This is a genomic window from Halalkalibacillus sediminis (genome assembly GCF_002844535.1).
Lineage (GTDB): Bacteria > Bacillota > Bacilli > Bacillales > Alkalibacillaceae > Halalkalibacillus_A > Halalkalibacillus_A sediminis.
Genome location: NZ_PJNH01000001.1, coordinates 1125662 through 1148904, shown reverse-complemented (window position 1 = coordinate 1148904; position 23243 = coordinate 1125662). Strand labels below are relative to the sequence as shown.

Here is a 23243-nt window from a genome sequence, read left to right as displayed (position 1 = left end):
CATCGCCGCCGGAGCCATCATCACCGGAGCCATCGCCACCGGAGTCATCATTATCATTATCATTATCAGAGGATTGATTATCATCTCTATTTGTACTTTCATCCTCTTCGTCATCGTCACTTTCTAAGCTACCGAAAACTTCGCGGCTAGACAATGCTGATTCATTTCCGTAGAAGTCGACAGCTCTTACTGCGTAAATGCTACCTTTGCTCGGTAAATCAGCTGAAGTTTCGGTTGTTGAGTCGATTTGAGTAAAGCTTCCACCGCGTGACTTCGCTCTAAATACTCTATAACCGATAACATCTCCGCCTACACTATTCCAGCTCAATGTGCCACCACTGATAGACACTCCACCAGGTGCACTTGGAGAACCGTTGTCTGCTGGTGGGTCAGGTTCCGGAGCGACTAAATCATCCCATATATCAGTATCTGGTAATAGTTCACTCATATCTTCAATATCAACCCAACCCATTTCATCTAAGAAATCTGGGTTGAGAAATGCTCCGGATTCAGTGAACTCTTCTGGAGTCACTTCAAGTGCTTCATAAGTTTTTTCTTCGATTGTCACAAAATCCCCTGAAGTGATGCTATCATCTTCTTCAGTTGGGACTTGTTCGACGTTGAATAAATCAGTTTTTACTAAACCTAATTCTCTACATGTGTCACTTGGAAGCTTACCAGAGATTTGACAATATTCTCTAGAAACTATGCCACCAGGACTTGCATGTCTTTCTTCTGGTGCCATTAATTCTGGATCGATTTCTGTAGCAGCATTTGCAAGATCTGCCCACAAACCTAAATTTCGATTACTGTAGCTTACTGAACATTCAGGGCAGTTATTTAAATTTAATATATTGCTTTCCCATTCGGAAACAAATCCATCCATGTCAATATCATTTTGACGGAAACCATACCATGTTCCAAGGGTTACATTTGGATTAGTTCCGACAAACCATGCATCAAGAAAACCTTGCGAAGTACCAGTTTTTCCAGCCCAGTCAACCCCTGGATTCGTTAGGTAACTCTTCAGGGATACAGCTGTACCACTTGAGATGACATCTCTCATCATATCGGTAGTCAAGTACGCAGTTTGAGGTGAAAACACTTCCACTGGCTCAACTTCTTTTTGATAAATTGTTTCACCATCACGATCGACGATCTTGTCAATCATGAAAGCGTCTTTGAACTGGCCTTGATTGGCAAAGGTCGTATAAGCATTCGTATTGTCTTCGACTGTAATATAATCTGTACCTAAAACGTTTGAATAATTATTCTGTGCATATGGGACACCCATTTTTTGTAAGAAACGAGCCGGGTCTCCATCTTTCTCTAATAGTTCTAGCATTAAACGACCAGCTGGGATATTATCCGATCTTTTTAAGGCATCTCTTGCGCTTGTTAATCCATTTTCTTGTCCTGAGATGTAGTTACTCGGACTCCAAGGTTCAGTCATACCTGGTGGTTGAATCTCAAATTTAACATCAGGTAGGGGTGAACCCGGGTGAATTAGCCCCAGTTCAATACCTGGCCCATAGCCTATTAACGGTTTAGCCGTACTACCTATAGGTCTAGCATGCTGAGAGAATCGGTTGAATTGAGATTCTTCATAATCTCTACCACCGACAAAGGCAATAATTCTACCTGTCTCGTTATCTATCAATGAGGCACCGACTTCAATCGGAACTTCTTTAGTCATTGTTTCTCCGGTTTCCTCATCAATCATTGGTTCCTGAGTCTCTGGGTCATAGACTTGAATCGTTTTAGTAGGTCCGAAGTTTGTGTACTCCGCTGTTTTTTCTTGGAAAACATCATAGATTTCCTTATCGATTGTCGTATGGAATTCGTAACCGTTTTGCTTGATCTGTCTTGCAGCTATTGTTCTATATTCACTTCTAATTTCAGAATCGTTATCAAATTCTTCTTCCGTGATTCCTTCATCTAGTGCTAATTCTTTCGACATAATTCGTACTGCTCTTCTGTTGATCTCTGAAGCTAAGAAAGGATAGTCTTCATAAATCTGTTCCTTCTTATCTGTTAAATTACCAATGACGTCATAATTCATCGCTTCATTGTATTCATCTTCAGTGATGTATTCTGCGCGTAGCATCCGATCAAGCACAGTCTCCATCCGGTCAAGACCTTCTTCTAGGGACTCTTGAGATTTTACACCTCCACCATTCATAAACGGTGTATAAATTGAGGGGCTTTGAGGCAGACCGGCTATGTACGCTGCCTGAGGAATATTCAATTCATCCGCGTCTACATCAAATAATCCTTGCGCTGCGGCTTGAACTCCAGCAATGTTGCGGCCTGATGAATCACGCCCGAAAGGAACAACATTCAAATAAGCTTCTAAAATCTCATCTTTTTCGAAATAGTTCTCTAGACGAAGAGCAACTAGGATTTCTTTTGCTTTACGTTCAAAAGAGACCTCGTTCGTCAAAATTTGATTTTTAACCAATTGTTGAGTTAATGTACTACCACCAGTTTGGTTGGCTGCATTAGTGAATTCCTGGTAAAGCGCACGCATGATTGCTTTAGGAACTACACCTTTATGTTCTTTAAAGTATTCGTCCTCAGTTGCAATAATTGCATTCCTAAGGTGTTGTGATACTTCAGAAAGTTCAATTTCTTCACGAACGATATCTGTCTGGAAGTCACCCATAAAGACGTTATTCGCAAAATAGATCTCTGAAGTTTCTTCATAGTTATAGACCAGTTGTTCCATTTCTTCTTGGTCTTCTACTGGGCGTTCATCGACCAGGGAAGCAAAGTACCCTAAGCCGAGACCGCCAACGAAAAACCCACCTACTAGACCGATAACAAGGAAGAATAAGAGGACGTTCCACGTAACATCCAATGTAATTCTTGTAATCGTCGGGAATTTCCCTTCTTGGAAAAAAGCTAAGAATTTATTTTTTGAACCATTATCACTCATAACCGTACCCCCTAAAAATATCTAATTAATTATAGCATAATTTGGAGGTCCATCCTATCAATAAAAAGTATGAATCTAGTTGATATTTTTTATTAATTATGCTAAAAATAATTCATAGCAATTGAATAGTACGTGCGAAGAACAGTTGAAGTAGGATTATGCGAATGACTTAAGAGAGCTGATGGGTGGTGTGAATCAGTGCATGGCATACTCTGAATTACGTCTGGGAGCACTCTCTTTTTAAGAGCGGTTCATTCCGATAACGTAATGAAGTGGTAGCTTTTTAGGCTACAACTAGGGTGGTAACGCGGGTCCCTCGTCCCTATGATGGATGAGGGGCTTTTTTGTGTTCAAAAAAGGAGGAAGAAAGATGAATTTAATCGATGATCTGAAAAGTCGGGGTCTGGTGCACCAAGTTACTGATGAAGAAGGTTTGGAGAAGCATTTAGCAAATGACCGTGTTGCATTATACTGTGGATTCGACCCAACGGCTGACAGTTTACACATAGGTCACTTGCTGCCTGTACTAATGTTGAAACGTTTCCAAGAAGCTGGGCATCGTCCTATTGCGTTAGTAGGTGGTGGAACAGGCCTGATTGGTGACCCGAGTGGACGTAATGAAGAACGACAATTGAATGAAGAATCTGTTGTCATTGAATGGAGTAACCGAATAAAAGATCAGCTCTCCAAGTTGATCGATTTCGAGGATTCTGAAAGTGGGGCAATCGTTGTTAATAACTACGATTGGTTATCAAAAATGTCAGTAATTGATTTACTTCGTGATGTCGGAAAGCATTTCAGCGTCAATTACATGTTAGCTAAAGAGTCAGTTGAGTCTCGAATAGAGAATGGTATATCTTTTACAGAGTTCACTTACATGTTGTTACAATCGCTTGATTTCCTTCGTTTGCATCAACAAGAAAATTGTACACTCCAAATAGGAGGAAGCGATCAGTGGGGGAACGTTACTGCGGGTCTTGAATTGATTCGTCGTACAAGCGAGCAAGGTGACTCTGCTAAAGCATTTGGTTTAACTGTACCTTTGATTACGAAAGCAGACGGGTCGAAATTCGGTAAAACTGCTGGAGGAGCGATTTGGTTAGATGAAGAGAAGACCACACCTTACGAGTTCTACCAGTTTTGGCTAAACACTGATGACCGAGATGTAGTGAAATTTTTGAAGTCATTCACTTTCCTATCTCTAGATGAGATCGCTGAGTTGGAAAAAGAAGTCCAAGAACGTCCGGAAGAGCGGAAAGCACAACGTCGATTGGCTGAAGAAATGACCAAAATGGTACATGATGAAGAAGCATTGAAACAAGCTATCCGTATTTCTGATGCTCTTTTCAACGGAGAAATCAAATCTTTGAATAAAGCCGATATTGCTTCAGGTTTCAAAGATGTACCGTCATTTGAAATGAGTGAATCAGAAAAAGGATTGATCGATTTGTTGGTTGAAGCGGGAATATCATCATCTAAACGTCAAGCCCGTGAAGATGTTCAAAACGGAGCGATTTACATTAATGGCGACCGTCAACAAGACCTGAAATACGTGGTGGATCAAGAAGATGCTCTTGACGATGCATTTACAGTCATCCGCCGTGGTAAGAAAAAATATTTCTTAATTAGACATGTGTAAAGAATACGTTTGTAGCTGTCCGACTCTTCGGGCAGCTTTTTTATTGCGCTGCTTTTAAAGGTGAAATCAAATATTTTTGAATGAAATCTTTGTAAATGGAAGTTATTTAGGAGGTATTGCGCTACTTTCAGTCAGTATTGCGCCACTTTAAACGAAACGACAAATTTTTTAGGTAATTGTGAAACGTTTTTATGCTTCAATCGTACCACTAGTTGGTACAAGAAATTTAAGGGAGGTAAATCATTTGCAGCCAATCGCAATGGAACTGAAAAATGTTCGCAAAAAGATAGGTAAAAAAGAAATTATCAATGGCCTTGATTTTTCAATTCATCAAGGGGAAGTGTTCGGTTTTATCGGACCAAACGGAGCTGGTAAGACGACGACCATTAGAATGATGGTTGGATTGATGAAGATTACTGAAGGGGATATTAAAATTCTCGGTAACAGCATCCAGACTGACTATAAGAAAGCAAGTCGGGAAGTCGGTGCGATAGTTGAGAATCCTGAAATGTATCCTTTCATGACAGGAATGCAAAACTTGAAACATTACGCACGAATGAATGAAGGCGTATCGAAAGAGCGAATTCAAGAAGTGATTAAGCTAGTAGGTTTAGAAAAGCCGATTAATGAAAAAGTGAAGAAATACTCGTTAGGTATGCGTCAGCGTTTAGGAATAGCTCAGGCTCTTTTACATAAACCATCTGTATTGATTCTGGACGAACCTACCAATGGATTGGATCCTTCAGGTATCCGTGAAATCCGTAAGTACATCCGCCGTTTGGCAGAACAAGAGAATGTAGCTGTTATTATATCTAGTCATCTGCTTTCAGAAATTGAACTGATGTGTGATCGTATCGGGGTCATCCAACACGGTGAGATGGTCAATGTCCAATCGGTACATGACACAGAAGAAGAGAGTGGAAGTGTAGTTAATGTCCAACTGGAGGTCTCTCCTGTAGAAAAAGCTCAAGAGATTTTAACTCAGCAATTTGATCTTGGTGCAGAGATTCAAGAACAGTATCTGACATTCAAAGCTGATAAAAAGCAGATGCCACTAATCATCAAGGCATTTGTGGATTCAGGCATCGATGTCTATCAAGTGGTTGCTTCTAAAGGCACGTTAGAAGACCGATTCTTTGAAATGATGGGAGAGAATGTCATTGAGTAAATTTTTTAAGCAAGTTTTTAACGAGCAAGTCAAATTATATATAAAAAAATCAACCTGGGTAATGTACATTTTGGTTGCAGCACTGATTGTCGGTATCGCAACTATGAATTATATTTACAATGACCCAGCCACTGTGGATGAAAATTGGGAAAGTTCATTACAGGAACAGAATGAACAATTGGAACGACAAAATGCACTTAGAGAAGATGAGCAAGGCATGGGTGATTTTGGCATCGAGTACAATGAGAATGAAATTGCCAAGAATAACTTCCGCATTGAAAATGATGTAGCTCCTAACGAATATGGCGCTTGGGCTTTCGTACTGGAAAATGCCTTTTTGCTATCTCTCGTCAGTTTACTGACCATTATTGTAGCTGCAGGAATTGTTTCCAACGAATTTAAATGGGGGACGATCAAATTACTATTAATTAGACCAATAACACGAACGAATATTTTATTATCTAAATACGTTTCTGTTTTATTGTTTGCATTCTTTACCCTGTTATTTGTCTGGGTATTCTCTTTAGTCGTAGGAATGATGTTCTTCGGATTCGAGGGCTTTACTGCTTCAACCGTAGTTGACCGCCCGGATGGGTTTGAGGAAGTGACGTTATTCGGTCAAATTATGAGTACGTATGGTTACGGATTGGTTAACTTAGTGATGATGGCTACGTTCGCATTCATGATATCAACAATTTTCCGTCAAAGTTCATTGGCAATCGGCTTAGCTATTTTCCTCATGTTATCTGGAAATACGATCGTAACCTTTTTTGCGGACCGCAATTGGGCAAAATTTATTTTATTTGCAAATACGAATCTGCAGCAATATGAGACGGGGAACACCATGCTTCAAGGTATGTCGTTGTCGTTCTCAATTACTGTCTTGCTTGTCTACTACGTAATTTTCATTATACTTTCGTGGGTATTTTTCACGAAAAGAGATGTCGCTGGACAATAGCATAGGAAATAAAAGAGGCCTAGTCACTTCAATGTGACTAGGCCTTCATTTTATTCTTCTGAATTTTCTTCGCTAGATTCCTCTAGATCACCTTCAAGTTCTTCACCAAGTTCTTCTTCTAATTCATCTGGCATTTCATCTGCTAATTCATTTTCTAATTCAACTAAAATTTCAGCAGCTTCAGTCCAGTTACCATTAGACAGTTCCTCTTGGTAGTTCTCGAATAGTTCAGCGATGTCTTGTAATTTTTGTTCAGCCCCAAGAGCCGGATCTTCAATATCTTCTAAATCCTCTTCAGAAAAATCGACTTCACCATTTGCTTCAATCAGTTGAAGAATACGGTTCAATGCACGGTCGAATGTTTCTTCCATTACGATGTAATCACCGTATGCAATGACAATTTGTTTAACCTCTGGTAGTGAGGTTGCATTAGACGATTCGATATAGATCGGTTCGACATACATAACGGTATCTTCGATTGGGAGCACTATCAAGTTTCCTCGAATAACTGAAGAACCACCTTGAGACCATAAATTGAGTTGTTGGGATATCGTGCTGTCTTGATTGATTCTGTTCTCAATTTGTTGTGGTCCATAAATATTTCTTTGTTTAGGGAATCGATGTACCATCAGTTCACCATAATTTTCTCCATCATTACGTACACCCATCCATGCAATCATGTTTTGTCTATTCTTCGGTGTATATGGGAGCATGAGAACAAATTCTTCAGTATCCTCTTCTTGAAGTTGCATCGTTATATAATAAGGTTCCATTGTAATGTCTGTATCAAAATATTTCTCAGTAGGGAATTCCCAAGCATCTTCACGGTTATAGAAAACTTCTAAATTTGACATATGGTAAGTTCCATACATATCTGCCTGAATTTTGAACAGCATTTCGGGATACCTGAAATGTGCTTGGATATCTTCTGGAACACCATATGAGAATAAATCAGGGAATATATTAGCATATGTTTTCAACAGAGGATCTTCCTCATCTACAACATAGTAGTCAACTTCACCTGTATAAGCATCAACGACAACCTTCACAGAATTTCTGATAAAGTTATTGTCGCCCTCATAATTCTCTGAGTACGGATAATTCTCAGCAGTTAAGTATGCATCTATGATCCAAGCAAGTGAACCATCATCCCTTACCACAATATAAGGGTCTTGATCGTAATCAAAGAAAGGTGCAATTCTATTTACTCGCTCCATAATATCTCTTGTTTCAAGAAACTGACTCTCAGAAGATAGCTGATCAGATACGAACATCCGGAACGATCCTTCTTTAATTGCGAACAATAGGCGGTTCAGGCCTCCTAACTCAATCCCTGACTCCGCTGAGAACCTTGTAGATTCGTTCACCTCACCAGCTGGATAGTCAAACTCATCCGACTCAGCATTCACAATCACATTTTTGTTCGTTTCTTCGCCAAAATAAATCTGCGGACGTTCCACATTCAGTTCACCTTCAGGTGGTATGTTATTGACTAAATGTTCAGGTAGTCCTTGATTAGTTATTTGGTTAGCATGACTCATCGTAATGCCGTAACCATGGGTGTATCTTAAGTTTTCATTCACCCAAGTCTTTGCTTGATCAGGTAAACCGGACGTGTTCAATTCACGTGCCCCTGTGAACACTTGCTGATATTCACCATCAATAACATAGCGGTCGACGTCGATGTCATTGTACTCATAGTACTGACGGAAAGTTTCTCGCTGGTTATATACATCTAGCAAAGGACGAGCATCATTGATTCTCACATTACTGATTGTACCCTCGTTTCGTTCGATCATTTCTTCATCCAACGTGTAGTTACCAGGGTGATCATTAACGGTAATATCGTTCAATCCATAGGCCTGACGAGTCAGGTCAATATTGTTTTCTAGATAAGGGCTTTCTTGTGAAAATTCATTTGGTGATACAACAAATTGTTGCACAACCATAGATGCACCTTGGCCGAGTAAAACAATTAACACATAAGCAGCGACAGGAATAATCATACCGATCAATCGACCTCGACTCAAAGCAATGATCATCCATATCGTTGCGATGATTGCGGCTGCAGCTAGAACATAAGCCTTTGGAATGTTGATCAAATCATCTGTATAACTTAATCCATGCACTACACTGTTTTGAACAACACTAACTTGATTGGTCAACAACGTTTCATACGGTTGTAGTAAGTGATGACCGGCTAGTAGTAAACCGATGAAACCGACCGTGATAACGATATGGGTTTGAGCAAGGCGGCTCTTTTTATACATACCGAAGACTGAATAAGCGGTTATAACACCGATTAATGCAAATATGCTAATACTCATAAATAAGTTGATGACAAATTGTAAGAAAGGAAGGACATACAAATAAAACGAAATATCCATTCCGAAATACGGGTCTACCTCATTGAAAGGTTCGAAGTTGATAACCTTTAGAGCAGGCTCCCAACCCAAAGCTTGTACCAAGGGCATTCCAATAAGCCCGAGGATAATTGAAATTATCAAAATGGCTGACCTACTAGTTTTTTTGTTAAGTATAAGGTCTGGTAGCATGCTTTGATCTAAGAAAGTAACATAAGATCTATGAATCCATTTCAGTGTGAAATATGACACACCTAAGAATAATAGAAAGCCTACGGCACCTAAGAGCACTTTACTCGTCAAGATCGTTGTATAGACATTTTCAAATCCTAACGAATCCATCCATATGTAATCAGTGATCCAACTGAAGCTTAGTCCACCTAATAATATGATAGGTAACATGATAAGAAAGATTCTCTTTGCCCATTTGGTGATACTTCTCATACCTTGTTGTTGTTTCTCATTCATTTTCTTGAAAAATTCTTCTCCGTTGTCCATATCTCTCCCCCTAAAGAATTCTTACTATAAATACGTATGAAAGGCGAATTGGTTTCATAAAAAAGCCCTATGAAAGATTGTATCAAATCCTTCATAGGGAAAGTAGCTTTTTGAAAAAATATTATTCGTCTAGTGACTTTTTAGCTAGATACCAATCAACAACTTCAAGGTTCGGATCATTTGCACGTTCTTCTGCTTGTTGTTTAGAAGCAGGTGGCGGCACGATGACCTTATCACCTGGCTGCCAATTGGCTGGTGTAGAAACTTGATGTTTTACTGTAGTCTGTAGCGCTTTAACCAAACGAACAATTTCATCCATGTTTCGTCCAGTTGTCAATGGATAATAAATGATGGATTTGATAATCCCCTTATCATCGATGACAAACACTGCACGATTGGTCTCTGTCGTATTTTCTTCGGGGTGGATCATACCGTACTTGGAAGCCACGTCTTTATTCAAATCCGCAATAACAGGGAATTCTACTTGTACGTTCAGTTTTTCTTCAATATTTCTTACCCATGCGATATGAGATTGCACGCTGTCTATACTTAAGCCTAATAATTCAGTATTCAATTCCTTCAACTCAGGATAAATTCGTTGGAATTCAACAAACTCCGTCGTGCATACAGGTGTAAAGTCAGCAGGGTGTGAGAAAAGCACCAACCATTTCCCTTTATAATCTTCTAATCGAATTGGCCCGTGTGTCGTATTGACCTCAAACTTTGGAGCCGGATCTCCGATACGAGGCATGCTTACATGTTGTTGATTTTCTTCTGACATGAATAAACTCCTCCTTAACTAATAATTCCTATAAGTTTAGTATGATTTACTATATGCCCAATATAACACAATGATTCTTGGTTGCAAAAAAATTTGCACAATTATTTAAAGTTTGGGAGAACAGTAAATCACCAAAGTAATGACTACATCCATTGATCCTACTAACAACTTTACCCGTTGGAATGAATTTTAATTCTTAGAAAGCAAAAAAATCCCACAACCAAATGTTGTGGGATTTCGTACAAGTATATTATCTTGAGTAGAACTCAACGATAAGCGCTTCGTTGATTTCTGAAGGTAATTCAGAACGTTCAGGGAAGCGGTTATAAGTTGCTTCTTTTTTGTCTTCGTCGAATGTTAAGTATTCTGGAACGAAGTTGTTGACTTCGATTGCCTCTGCAACGATGTCAAGATTTTGTGATTTTTCACGGATACCGATTACTTGACCAGGCTTCACGCGGTAAGATGGGATGTCTACGCGACCACCATCTACAGTTACGTGACCATGACCAACTAATTGGCGAGCTTGACGACGAGTGCGAGCAAGACCTGCGCGGTAAACAAGGTTGTCTAGGCGAGATTCAAGTAAGATCATGAAGTTTTCACCATGAACACCTTTCATATTACCTGCATCGTCGAACATGCGACGGAATTGACGTTCAGTCAATCCAAACATGAAACGAAGTTTTTGTTTTTCTTGCAACTGAATACCATATTCAGAAAGCTTTTTACGCTGTGTTGGACCATGTTGACCCGGTGCGTAAGGGCGTTTTTCTAACTCTTTTCCTGTACCAGTTAGAGAAATACCATAGCGTCTAGATTTTTTCCATAGAGAACCTGTGAAACGTGCCACTAGCTTCTCCTCCTTTATATTTTATTTTGTATAAAATAAAATACCGTGTGTCCCGTACCATGCTGATTTTGCTTTCATGTATCTTCGCTCCAGCAGCAGAGAGTTACGCGATACACCTCATTGAAGAGGAACAAAATATGACATAGTAAGTTCACGAAGGCTGCCATTTATTTTACACAACGAATAGTATATAAAATATTCGTCTTTTCGTCAATACATATCAGTAGATTTATATATGTTTTTTCAATACATCTACAAATGCTTCTAACCCTTTTTGATCGTTTTCATCAAAACGGCTTTTGATTGGACTATCAATATCAAGAACACCATATACATTCCCATCCTTAATGATAGGAACGACGATTTCAGATTGACTCTGAGCATCGCAGGCGATATGGCCGGGGAATTGATGCACATCATCGACTAGCATCGTCTTCTTTTCACTTGTAGCCGTTCCGCAAACTCCTTTTCCATCAGCAATCCGTACACATGCTGGAAGGCCTTGGAAAGGTCCAAGGACAAGTTCACCATCTTTCATTAAATAGAACCCAACCCAATTCACTTGTTCTAAAAATTGATTAAGTAGTGCACTTGCGTTGGAAAGGTTTGCGGTAGTGTCGGGCTCACCTTCTAACAAACTATCTAACTGTTTACTCAATAATTGATAATTCTCTTCTTTTGTGCCAGGATATTGTATACTTTCAAACATTGTGCCTTCATCTCCTTTGAAAAAACTTATTATGTAGTAGAATAAATTAGAAGGTATTTTGTATAGAATCATCGAATTCTAGATGATAAGAGGGTGATTACGTGTCAGAAAAAAATTCAAAAGAAAAAATCATGTCATCGGCTGCCGAACTCTTTTATTATAACGGCTTCAAAGGGACATCAATCAGAGCGATAACCGATCGGGCTAAAGTGAATGTCTCATTGATCAGCTATTATTTTAAAAATAAGCAAGGTTTGCTTGAAAAAATGACCGTTGATTATTTCGAACAATATTTGGAATTACTAGAGCAATTATCAGTCGAGAACTCAATCGATGACTCCAATCAATTCTTTAATCTAATTGAAGAAATTATACATTATAAATATGATCAGTTTCAATTTACTTGTTTTATTCAAAGAGAGTTGTCTCTTGATAATACTTTCATACGTGAAATGTCTTCGACTTACTTAGCAAAAGAGAAATATTATTTTGATGAGGCGGTCGAGAAAATGGTGAAAAGTTACGGACTTAATGAAATCGAGCAGGAAACGTTCTATATTCAATTGAAAAGCGTGTTGAATGGTCCCTTTACTTACGCCAACGATTGGCAAAACCACTATAACTGGGATCAAAGTGGAAGACTCTTCATCAGGACTTATATCAATACGTTGAGAAAGTGGTTTCCGGCAAGTACTTAAGTTTTATTCGTGTTTTTTCGCGAAATATCAACTTTTTCATGTAAAAACACAAAATATTTAGCAATATTTTGTCAAAACATGCTATCATAAAGGGAAATGGATTTAAGTCAATAGTTGTGTATTGTAAGGGGGCTTTTGATGGAATATATACTCGGAATTTTCATAGTAATTGTTTTATTTATATTAACTGGAGTTTTTATGCGCAAAAGGGTGTATCAACGAGTAGACGAACTAGAAGAGAAAAAAGTCCTTTTAATGAACAGACGTGTTGCCGATGAATTAGGAAAAGTTCGAGGGTTGAATTTAACTGGTGAAACTGAAGAGCTTTTTGAAACTTGGAGAAGCGAATGGGACGATATCAATCAAAAAGTGTTCGCGAATGTTGAAGAAGAACTTTTAGACGCTGAGGAATCAGCTGAAAAGTATCGTTTCGGTAGAGCATCCCGTACGTTAAAGCACGTGGATGAAAAATTGAATGAAGTTGAACATACAATTGATGAAATTTACCAAGAGGTAGACCGTTTGCTTCACTCAGAGCAAGACAGTAGAGAAGAAGCTAAAAAATTGGATCCTCGAATTCGTGAAGTGAGAAAGAAGGTTTTACAAAATGGGTATCAACTTGGTAAAGCAGAAGTTGTATTCGAAGTAGAACTTGATGAAATTGAACAAGAAATGAGTCGTTATGAAGAAGTAGCTGCTTCTGGTAATTACACTGATGCATATGAATTGGTGAATAGTCTGAAAGCAAGACTAGATGAATTAGAACGGAAAGTTGATGTATTTCCACATTTATATCGTCTGTGTAAACACTCAATGCCAGAAGATTTAGATCATCTGCAAAATGGAGTCCGCGATATGAGAGAAGAAGGGTATCGAGTCCAACATTTAGGCATTGAAAAAGAAATACATACTCATCATGAGACGTTACATTTACTGATTGATCAGTTGGATAAAGGTTTCGATGATGGTGTGGAAGAAAAAATCGAACAGATGAAAGCTCGGATAGTGGAAATTTATGACCAATTAGAAAATGAAGCTTTGGATAAAAAGTTTGTTGTTCAACGTTTGGAAAAAGTTGATGAACAAATGGAAGAAGCTCGAGAGACTTTCTCTGAAACGAAAGATAATATCATTGCCGTGAAAGAAAATTATCATTTGACAGATGATCGCTACGATCAGCAGTATCAGTTGGAAAAGACAATAGAGAAGCTGAATAAAGAAGCGATGAGAATTAGAGAAATGGTGGAAAATGGAGATCAGCCATTCTCTGAGATCAGGATAGACCTTGAGCAATGGTTGATTGATTTTGAGGCATGGCGTGAGCCTCAAGAAAAGCTTGACTATTACTTACACAATCTGCGAAAAGATGAACTTGATGCTAGAGAACGCATTGACAATTTGAAGCAGAAAATCGCTAATGTAAGACAGCAATTGCAGAAAAGTAACCTGCCAGGTATCCCTAGTTATATTTTAGACCTCGTTGAACAAGCAAGGTCGTTGATCGGGCAGACTTATGACTCATTAGAAGATCAGCCGTTAGATATGGAGCAGGTTGAAATGAATTTAACAAAGGCTGAGAAATGTGTAAATCATGCAGTTGAACAAACAAAATTCCTTATAGAACAAGCCTATTTGGCTGAACGTGTGATTCAATATGCGAATCGATATAGAAGTAAGTATCCAGTACTTGCAGCGAACATTTCTGAAGCTGAGACTCATTTTAGGAATTATGAGTATGAAACTGCTCTAGAAAAGGCCGGAAATACTTTAGAGGAAATTGAACCAGGGGCCCTAGAAAGAATAGAAAAAGTCACTGAGACTTCTGTATCCTAGTAGGGAGAGAATTAAAAATGGAGAGAGTAATCGTTGGGGCTAGTACGGTGCTTTTCGTACTTACTTGGACCTTTGTTATACTTTTATTTTTTCAAGACAGTAGTTCCCCGTTGGTAGCGAACCCACATAATATTTCCGAGGAAATAGCCATAATAGACAAGCAATCGACAGATTTCTACAGTATCATCGAAGAACGAGAGAAAATTGATGAAGAGAAGAACGCACCAACAATGGAGAAAAGCGAGTCTGCTTCTTTATCTAACGGGTTAGAGAGTCAATTTCCCCAACAGGAAGGCGTATCTATTGATGAACTGTTGGATTGGCTGGACTTAACTGACGAAATCAATGAAGAAACTACCCAATAATACAATTGGGTAGTTTTTACTTTTTGTTCATGTTAAAGCTTTGCAATGATTAAATAGGGAAATTGCAACAATGTTCCATGGTGTGATATTATAAATCGTTGGAAAGAAAGAGACTTAAAGGAGATGGATGGAATGATCTATCTGGATAATAGTGCAACGACGAAACCATCCGAAGATGTATTGTCCACATTCAGTAGAGTAGCAACTGATTTCTATGCTAACCCTTCTTCAATTCACCAGTTGGGCGGCAAATCTGAGCAACTATTATTAGAAGCAAAAAAGCAAGTTGCTTCATTATTAGAAATAAAAGAGAATGAAATTGTTTTCACTTCAGGTGGAACTGAGAGTAATAACTTAGCTATAAAAGGAATTGCCCGTGAACACAAACAACGTGGTAATCACATTATCACGAGCCAGGTGGAGCATCCTTCGGTATTGGAAGCTTGCAGATACTTGGAAAGTGATGGATTCGAAGTGACTTACTTAAAAGTTGATCATCAGGGGAAGATATCGTTAAATGAGCTGAAAGAAGCTCTAAGGGAAGACACTATTTTAGTGACAATTATGCACGTGAACAATGAAATCGGCACGATTCAGCCGATAGAGGATATTGCGGAATTATTGAAAAATTATCCTAAAACTTTCTTTCATACTGATCACGTCCAAGGATTCGGAAAAGTGAAACTGAATTACCAACATGAAGGTCTAGACTTGATAACTATTTCGGGTCATAAAATACATGGACTGAGGGGGACAGGATGTTTAGTTAAAAAGTCTCCCGTGAAATTACATTCATTGTTTCATGGTGGTTCTCAAGAGGGACAAGTTAGACCAGGAACTGAAAATTTGGCTGGTGCGGTTTCGTTAGCTAAAGCAATGAGACAGGCTTTGGAGAAAATGAGTCAGGTTAATCGAATAAATGAGCTCAGAAAACGATTGATAAATGAGCTTGAACTTCATGAATCGATTACAATTCTCTCACCTGAAAAAGGTGCACCGCACATTTTGAACTTTTCAGTGAAGAACTTCAAACCAGAAGTGTTGATTCATGCCCTCGGCGAGGAAAATATTTATATTTCAACTAAATCTGCATGTTCTTCTAAGAAGAATGATGTTAGTCATGTTCTCGCTGCTTGTGGTCATACTGATGATCAAGCAGCGACTGCAGTGAGAGTGAGCATGCATATAGAGCAAACTGAAGAAGATATTGACGCTTTCATTAAAGCGATAAATAAAATTTTGAAGAAATACGAAAATATAATGGGGTAATCTACATGAATTATGATCATATTCTAGTCAGATATGGAGAGCTATCATTAAAAGGAAAAAACCAAAAAATGTTCGTGCAAAAGTTGAAGGAGCAAGTTCAACGCAAATTAGTCGATTTTCCTGCAACAAAGGTACGTACAAGTCGGGATCATATGTATATTTTATTGAACGGGGAAGATTATGAAGCAGTTCTTGATCAATGTAAAGATGTCTTTGGCATACAGTCATTCAGTTTGGCAATGAAAGTTGAGAATGATGAAGAGTCTATAAAAAATTCTGCTTTAGAGGCATTGAAACAAGAAGCAGGCGAGACATTTAAGGTAACTTGTAAAAGATCTTATAAAGAATTTCCGAAGAACTCTCAAGAAATGAACCAAGTACTAGGTGGACACCTACTTAGCAACACGGATACGTGGAAAGTGGATGTTCATAATCCTGATGTAGAAATTCGAGTTGAAATCAGACATGAAGCCACTTATATTACCGCGAAGAAGATACTTGGAAAAGGTGGATTGCCAGTAGGAACAACCGGCAAATCATTGTTATTGATGTCTGGTGGAATTGATAGTCCAGTCGCTGGTTATCTAGCTATGAAGCGCGGGGTAGAGTTGGAGGCAATCCATTTTCACTCTCCGCCTTTTACAAGTGAGCGTGCAAAACAAAAAGTTGAAGACTTAGCTCAAAAGTTAACGAACTTTAGTGGAAAAATGAAGGTGCATTTTATTCCTTTCACTGAAATTCAACAGAAAATTTTTAAAGAAGCACCCGACTATTATGGTATGACCATTATGAGGCGTTTAATGTTCCGTATTAGTGAGCGGGTCGCTGCGGAAAGAGACATTTTATCAATAACAACTGGTGAAAGCTTAGGCCAAGTAGCAAGTCAAACGATGGAAAGCATGCATACGATCAATGAGGTGACGAACTATCCAATCATCCGTCCTTTAGTGGCGATGGACAAGCTAGAAATTATTGATATTTCGAAATCGATTGATACGTATGATATTTCAATTCGTCCTTATGAAGATTGCTGTACAATCTTTGTTCCAAAAGCACCGAAAACGAAACCTAAGCGTGAGAAAATTAATGCGATAGAATCAAGCATGGATTTCTCTAAGGAAATAGAAAAAGCTTTAAGTGAACTGGAGACAGTAACTTATGATTCTTCAAAGAAATCGAAAGAAGAACTTTACGAAGATTTATTTTAGATTTTGTAATTCTTCATAATTTCCATGTTTTACTTTGAATGATTTCTTCTCGATATCTAACAATAGTATCGAGGAGGTGATAGACATGGCAAACCAAAACTCATCAAATCAATTAGTAGTGCCTGGCGTTGCAGCCGCGCTTGATCAGATGAAGTATGAAATTGCTCAGGAGTTTGGGGTTCAGCTAGGTCCTGATTCAACATCTCGTTCGAACGGTTCTGTTGGCGGAGAAATCACAAAACGTCTAGTTCAACAGGCAGAACAGCAATTTAATGGCAATCAACAACAATAACGTTATACAATAAGGACAACGTTAATAAGCGTTGTCCTTTTTGGTGTCAAAAAAGGATTAAAAGTAAATAGTTCGGAGGCGTGAATGGTGGGGAAATTATTCCATGGTAATAAAATATATACGATGGCTGAAGAAGGTCATTCTGTTGAAGCGGTATTCACTGAAAATGGCAAAATCGTTTCTACTGGAACATTGCAGGACTTAAAATCTACATATCAAGATAGAATTACAGAGGAAATTGAAGTTGATGGTGTGATGCTTCCAGGATTTATAGATAGTCATATGCACATTATCGGACATGGTGAACGGCTTATTCGGTTAGATTTAGGAAATATAGAAACTCGTGAAGAGGTACTGACTGCTGTTGAAAAGGCCGCTTCAGGTTTAACCGATGGAGAATGGTTGATAGGAGAAGGGTTCAACGAAAATTACTGGGATGACCCCGTTGTGATACATCGGAAAGAACTGGATGAGCGAAGTCCTAATCACCCTGTCATGCTCTCAAGGGTATGCAGACATGCTTTAGTTGTAAATACAAAAGCAATGGAAATCGCTGGTGTGGATGACAAAAGCGAAGATATCCCTGGGGGAGTAATTGGACGTGATCAAACGGGAGAACTGGATGGTTCATTTTTTGACCAAGCTCAAGAGTTGATAAAAGAAGCCATGCCCTCTGTCAGCCAGAATTATTTAGAACGGGCGATCGAAACATCAATCGATGATTTATTGAAATACGGAATCGTCGGTGGACATAGTGAAGACCTCAGTTATTATGGAGGTTTTAAACATACATTTGATGCTTTTAAACAAGTGATAACGCGGCAAAAGAATTTTCGTGCTCACCTTTTGGTTCACCATGATGCTGTGGATGAATTTTACAAAGAAGGATATGAAGCGACTGTAAAAGATGACTGGCTTGAGTTTGGAGCAATGAAAATTTTTGTGGACGGGGCACTTGGTGGAAGAACCGCATTATTATCCCGACCTTATAAAGATGATCCTGAAACAAGAGGTGTCGCGATCCACTCCGATGAAGTGCTTGAACAACTAGTGATAAAAGCGCGTAGTATGGGAATGGCAGTAGCTGTCCATGCAATCGGAGATGAAGCCGTTGAAAAAATCGTTGATATGATTGAAAGACATCCGGTGCCATCAGGGCAAAACGACCGTATCATCCATGCGCAAATTATGAGACCAGAATTAATCGAACGAATGAAAAAGTTACAGGTGATCATAGATGTGCAACCTACCTTCGTCGCTTCAGATTTCCCGTGGGTAATCGATCGTGTAGGAGAAGATTTGATTCGAACGTCATATCCGTGGAAAACGTATATTGAGGCAGGGATTATTTGTGCAGGTGGATCTGATGCCCCCATCGAACATATCAATCCATTGGAAGGAATTGATGCAGCTGTTAATCGTCGCTCGTCGTTCGATGGTAAACCCTATGGTCTGGAACAGTGTTTGTCCGTATTTGAAGCAATTGAATTATATACGGTTAAACCAGCAGAAGTCATACGCAAAAGTGATGAACAAGGGCGAATCCGTGAGGGACACTTCGCTGATTTTGTTATTTTAGACCAGGATCCCTTCGAAGTAGATTCTCTTGATCTTCATAAAATTAAAGTAACCCGGACAATAGTCGGTGAAGAAATCGTATATAGTAAATAGTAATAAGAGGCTAGAATAAAGAAATTTAGCACACAAAAATCCGAACAACAATTTGTTCGGATTTTTGTGTTTATAGTGTTCTAAGACTACGCAAAGAAAAACACTTCGCTATCCGACGACCTGGATGTTCTAGTGTCGATATTGGTCACAGGACGTAACCGAATATAGTCGGCCAGGATTCTCAGTGTTTTTCTTTGTTTTATGTAAAAACGCATCGATTGTGGACTTCCCCATTAACCAATATGTAAAAGTCAACAATACTTATACATAATTTTTCCAGTATCTTCTCATGCTATTAACGAGGTGAAAGTAATGGTATGGGTTATTTCAATCTTAATCATCATATGCTTAATAATTTCTGTGATCTGGCTCTCAAAGCTAACTGTGGACATATATTTTACATACGCAGAAGAACAAAAAGACTTAATATTTACTGTAAGTTGGTTTGGTATGCGGATATTCAAGCGAATTATTCCTCTAATCGAACTTAACTTAGAAGAGGGTGCTCTTGAAGTGCTAGAAAAAGATGATCCCCTTGCAGTAGAAGGTAGAGAAAAGCGAAAAAAGTTTACGCTGCAGGATATGAAAAATCAATTGGAAGACGTTAATAAGTTAATTCGTACAACAACTGATTTTTTTCCACAAGTAAAAAGGATATTATCTACTTTCGAAATCAGGAATCTCGAATGTTCCTCCTCAATAGGTTTAGGAAGGGCGGACCATACAGCTATACTCATCGGTCAAATTTATTCTATTCAAGCTGTGATATATCAAATATTAGCTTCTAATATTAAAAAAGCTTCGACCCCCTTGTTTCAAAATCATGCCGTTTATTCAAGAGAATACTTTGAAATAGATTTCAACTGCATATTATCTTTTAAAATCGGTGACATTATGCGTAGTGCATTTAAAATCATGAAGCAATATCAAAAAGTGAAAAAGGTGGGATTTGAATGAACGAACATCCAATACAGGATATGATGGCAACAGCAATGGAAAATTTGAAGGACATGATTGATGTCAATACGATTATAGGAGACCCTATTGAGACACCAGACAAATCTACAGTAATACTTCCGGTGTCCAGAGTGGGATTCGGTTATGCAGCAGGTGGAAGTCAATTTAAAGGAGGAAGCAATGATCAGAATCAACAATCAGATTCTTCTTTACCTTTTGGAGGGGGAACAGGTGGTGGTGTATCCATTACACCAGTCGCATTTCTAATTGTGCAGGCACATGATGTGAAAATGGTCCACCTAGATGAAAACACTCATTTGGTCGAGAAGCTGATCGACCTTGCACCTCAGGCAGTTGAAAAAATTCAACATCTGATGTCTCAAAATAATAATCGAAAAAAGGATATGCCGAATACACCTGAGTAAGGGTTAGCTCTATCTTCCAATTTCGAACTTTGCTAAAATATATACAGTGATTCATTTATAAGTAGCAATGTGGAGGGACGAAAATGGAAGAACAAATCGAACAACTCTTTCAGTGGATAGACCAGACAGCAACAATAATAGAACAAGAAGAAAACGTTCCTTATTTAGAAGCTGTAATAGCGGCTAGTCAACTTTTGTTTGATCGTGAAATGCCTGATGACTTGGAACCATCATATGATAAAAGTTTGAAGGATCAACTCGGTAAAGTTCATCTGAAAGATTTTGAAATGGAAGTTCGCCGTAAAGCTATGCAATTAGCCATTCTTAAAGGGATGAAAGGCGCTACCCAACAACACCATTACATTACACCTGATACGGTTGGAATGTTCATGGGGTACTTAGTGCAGAAATTCATGCAAGGGGAAAAGTCATATCGGATGTTCGATCCTGCGTGCGGTACGTCAAACTTACTCCTTGCCGTCCTTAATCAGCAAAAAGGCACTGAAATTGCCGCTTTTGGTAGTGAAGTAGACGCGACATTAATGAGACTTGCATTTAACAACACAAACCTTCAAGAGCGTCACGTGGAGTATTTCCACCAGGATAGTTTAAAACCGATTTTACTAGAGCCAGTCGATGTCGTGATTTCCGATTTACCAGTCGGATATTATCCGGATGATGAAACAGCGAGTGGATATGATTTGAAAGCAGAGGAAGATCATTCATTTGCCCATCATCTATTTATCGAACAAAGTCTGAAGTATACAAAAGAAGCGGGTTACTTATTTCTGACTGTACCTAGCTTTTTGTTTGAAAGTGAGCAAAAAGAACAACTCCAGTCTTTCTTAAAAGAAAATGCTCATATCGTGGGTCTGTTAGAACTTCCTGAATCCATGTTCAAAAATAAACAGCATCAAAAAAGTATATTTATCTTGCAGAAAAAAGGTACTGAAACGAAAGACCCTAAAAAAGTGATGCTTGCTGAACTACCTTCATTCAAAGATGCTCATGCGATGAATGGAATGTTGGAACAGATTAACGAATGGTTTAAAAACGATCGTTAGATAAAAAGATCTGATCTTACTGAACTTTTAAAAAGGAGACGATGGAATTGGGAGAGGAACGAATTTTGAGGGAAGTTTCCACCTGGGAACTAGAATTATCTGATTATGTATCCAATGATTTTGAGAAAGTCTATGAGATATGGGTAAAAGATCAATTCGCTAAATTGCCAGACAACACCCAGCATCGTTTTTTTGAAGTGATGGACCAATGGATATTGTATACGTACACATTTTTGCAAAGCACAAACGCTCAAGTGGATGCCACGAACCGTATTTTGCAAGTCGGTCGGACGTATGACGAATCTATTGAAAGAGTGGAGGATTTGCGGTCGATTTCGATTGAGAAGCTGACTTATATGGCTGATCAGCAAGTTGCACGCAATCGGTTATATGCTTTTTCCCAAGGAGGAATCACTGGTACGGGCGGTTGGCTGCTTCTTGGACTCGATTTTCCTATGATGATTGCTCTTAACCTTCGGAGTGTTCAATTGATTGGCACATGTTTTGGTTACAACATGCACAACCCTCTTGAAATGATACTTGCATTGAAAGTATTTCATGCGGGAGCGATGCCAAAGCGAATGCAGTACCTTGCTTGGGAAGAGTTGAAGGGTAGTATGGAAGAGCTGGAAGGAATCATGGATGAACAGGAATGGATTACTGACGAGAGTTGGTTAGAACCACCTCTTCAAAACCTTTTCAAGACGCTAGCGATTGTGATGTTCAAGAAAAAAATGTTGCAAGGCATACCGATTGTCAGTGTTGGGATAGGGGCTGTCTCTAATTATAAATTAGCGAAACAAGTGAGTGATTTTGCAAAGAAATTTTACCAATACCGGTTGATTCATGAGAAAAATGGATGGAGTAAATAACTCCATCCATTCGTTTTATACTTTAAGAATGTCTAACTTTGTTAAAGGATTAAAGTGTGTGAAGAACAAAGACTTTCGCCATTAGGACTTGGCGATAAGCCAAGTTTTTCTCAATACTTTAAATTACATGCATTACTGGACCATATCTTCAGGACGGACAACGAGAACATCAACCTTTGCATAACGTGTGATGTGCTCTGATACGCTTCCGATGAAGAATCTTTCGACGGTGTTCATTCCAGTTGCCCCACAGATGATTAAATCTGCGCCATGTTTAGGTGCAACTTCTTTTGCAATTTTGACTTTGGGCGATCCATGTTCTAAATCGACGACAACATTATCTATTCCGGCTTTTTCTGCCCGTTCTTGATAGCTTTTCAATAATTCCATTGCATCGTTTTGAACACGATCTGAAACACTTCGGTCATAAGCTTCAATTGTTGAGTATACACGGGTGTCGACTACGTGGGAGATAATCAGTTTTGCATGGTTCCTTTTGGCAATATCGATTGCTTTTTGAAAAGCGAAGTCGGAAGCCTTGGAACCATCAACAGCTATGACAATATCATGATATTCGAAAGCCATGGATTGGCACCCCCTTATTTTAAGTTTAGTATATCATGCATTAAGAATTTTTAATAATGAGAAAAATTTAGCTTCCTCCGAATGCTAATCCTTCAAG

General features: G+C 38.7%; 20 protein-coding genes and 1 other annotated feature. Of the genes, 14 read left to right on the top strand and 6 right to left on the bottom strand.

What is annotated here, in order from left to right:
• Nucleotides 1-2938: transglycosylase domain-containing protein (locus CEY16_RS06065; RefSeq protein ID WP_101331047.1), on the bottom strand; the 2938-nt coding region annotated here is incomplete at its 3' end.
• A gap of 128 nt (nt 2939-3066) precedes the next feature.
• Nucleotides 3067-3265, top strand: a binding site (T-box leader).
• A gap of 43 nt (nt 3266-3308) precedes the next feature.
• Here CEY16_RS06065 and tyrS point away from each other — a divergent pair.
• The 3 genes from tyrS to CEY16_RS06050 all read left to right on the top strand — a co-directional run bounded on the left by tyrS (nt 3309) and on the right by CEY16_RS06050 (nt 6703).
• The gene (tyrS, locus tag CEY16_RS06060; RefSeq protein ID WP_101331046.1) at nt 3309-4577 is read left to right on the top strand and encodes a tyrosine--tRNA ligase; all 1269 of its coding nucleotides are present in this window, start codon (nt 3309-3311) and stop codon (nt 4575-4577) included.
• A 244-nt stretch (nt 4578-4821) separates the two neighbouring features.
• Complete coding sequence (locus tag CEY16_RS06055; RefSeq protein ID WP_101331045.1) at nt 4822-5745, top strand: ABC transporter ATP-binding protein; 924 nt, start codon at nt 4822-4824, stop codon at nt 5743-5745.
• On the top strand, nt 5738-6703 hold the full coding sequence (locus CEY16_RS06050; protein WP_101331044.1) for an ABC transporter permease: 966 nt from the start codon (nt 5738-5740) through the stop codon (nt 6701-6703). Before CEY16_RS06055 ends, CEY16_RS06050 begins: the two co-directional genes overlap by 8 nt.
• A gap of 50 nt (nt 6704-6753) precedes the next feature.
• Here the strand turns inward: CEY16_RS06050 and CEY16_RS06045 are convergent, their stop codons facing one another.
• From CEY16_RS06045 to CEY16_RS06030, 4 genes are all read right to left on the bottom strand, one after another.
• Nucleotides 6754-9564 (bottom strand): UPF0182 family membrane protein, encoded by a 2811-nt coding sequence (locus CEY16_RS06045; protein ID WP_101331043.1) that lies wholly within the window; start codon nt 9562-9564, stop codon nt 6754-6756.
• Nucleotides 9565-9685: 121 nt separating this feature from the next.
• A complete protein-coding gene (locus CEY16_RS06040; RefSeq protein WP_101331042.1) occupies nt 9686-10345 on the bottom strand; it encodes a peroxiredoxin in 660 nt (219 codons plus the stop codon).
• Between the two features lie 250 nt (nt 10346-10595).
• Nucleotides 10596-11198: a 30S ribosomal protein S4 gene (gene rpsD, locus CEY16_RS06035; protein WP_101331041.1), complete on the bottom strand. Its 603-nt coding sequence runs from the start codon at nt 11196-11198 to the stop codon at nt 10596-10598.
• Nucleotides 11199-11427: 229 nt separating this feature from the next.
• A complete protein-coding gene (locus CEY16_RS06030; RefSeq protein WP_101331040.1) occupies nt 11428-11907 on the bottom strand; it encodes a GAF domain-containing protein in 480 nt (159 codons plus the stop codon).
• 101 nt (nt 11908-12008) lie between these two features.
• Between CEY16_RS06030 and refZ the strand changes: the two genes are divergently transcribed.
• The 11 genes from refZ (at nt 12009) to CEY16_RS05975 (ending at nt 22561) form a co-directional block, all read left to right on the top strand.
• A complete protein-coding gene (gene refZ, locus CEY16_RS06025; protein ID WP_101331039.1) occupies nt 12009-12605 on the top strand; it encodes a forespore capture DNA-binding protein RefZ in 597 nt (198 codons plus the stop codon).
• Nucleotides 12606-12743: 138 nt separating this feature from the next.
• Entirely contained in the window at nt 12744-14438 is a 1695-nt protein-coding gene (locus tag CEY16_RS06020) for a septation ring formation regulator EzrA (RefSeq protein WP_101331038.1), read from the top strand.
• A 17-nt stretch (nt 14439-14455) separates the two neighbouring features.
• On the top strand, nt 14456-14803 hold the full coding sequence (locus CEY16_RS06015; RefSeq protein WP_101331037.1) for a hypothetical protein: 348 nt from the start codon (nt 14456-14458) through the stop codon (nt 14801-14803).
• 132 nt (nt 14804-14935) lie between these two features.
• Nucleotides 14936-16072 carry a cysteine desulfurase family protein gene (locus CEY16_RS06010; protein WP_101331036.1) on the top strand — a complete coding sequence of 379 codons (1137 nt, stop codon included), beginning with the start codon at nt 14936-14938 and terminating at the stop codon, nt 16070-16072.
• 5 nt (nt 16073-16077) lie between these two features.
• On the top strand, nt 16078-17280 hold the full coding sequence (gene thiI / locus CEY16_RS06005; protein WP_101331035.1) for a tRNA uracil 4-sulfurtransferase ThiI: 1203 nt from the start codon (nt 16078-16080) through the stop codon (nt 17278-17280).
• Between the two features lie 85 nt (nt 17281-17365).
• Nucleotides 17366-17572, top strand: coding sequence for an alpha/beta-type small acid-soluble spore protein (locus CEY16_RS06000; protein ID WP_101331034.1), 207 nt, complete (start codon nt 17366-17368; stop codon nt 17570-17572).
• Between the two features lie 84 nt (nt 17573-17656).
• Complete coding sequence (locus CEY16_RS05995) at nt 17657-19243, top strand: amidohydrolase (RefSeq protein ID WP_238378766.1); 1587 nt, start codon at nt 17657-17659, stop codon at nt 19241-19243.
• Between the two features lie 312 nt (nt 19244-19555).
• Nucleotides 19556-20200 carry a hypothetical protein gene (locus CEY16_RS05990; RefSeq protein ID WP_101331033.1) on the top strand — a complete coding sequence of 215 codons (645 nt, stop codon included), beginning with the start codon at nt 19556-19558 and terminating at the stop codon, nt 20198-20200.
• Nucleotides 20197-20625: a GerW family sporulation protein gene (gene ytfJ / locus CEY16_RS05985; protein WP_101331032.1), complete on the top strand. Its 429-nt coding sequence runs from the start codon at nt 20197-20199 to the stop codon at nt 20623-20625. The genes CEY16_RS05990 and ytfJ overlap by 4 nt, the downstream gene beginning before the upstream one ends.
• An 83-nt stretch (nt 20626-20708) precedes the next feature.
• On the top strand, nt 20709-21689 hold the full coding sequence (locus tag CEY16_RS05980) for a class I SAM-dependent methyltransferase (protein WP_101331031.1): 981 nt from the start codon (nt 20709-20711) through the stop codon (nt 21687-21689).
• A gap of 47 nt (nt 21690-21736) precedes the next feature.
• Entirely contained in the window at nt 21737-22561 is an 825-nt protein-coding gene (locus CEY16_RS05975; RefSeq protein ID WP_238378765.1) for an EcsC family protein, read from the top strand.
• 132 nt (nt 22562-22693) lie between these two features.
• Here CEY16_RS05975 and CEY16_RS05970 read toward each other — a convergent pair whose 3' ends face one another.
• A complete protein-coding gene (locus tag CEY16_RS05970) occupies nt 22694-23146 on the bottom strand; it encodes a universal stress protein (RefSeq protein WP_101331029.1) in 453 nt (150 codons plus the stop codon).
• Between the last annotated feature and the right edge of the window lie 97 nt (nt 23147-23243).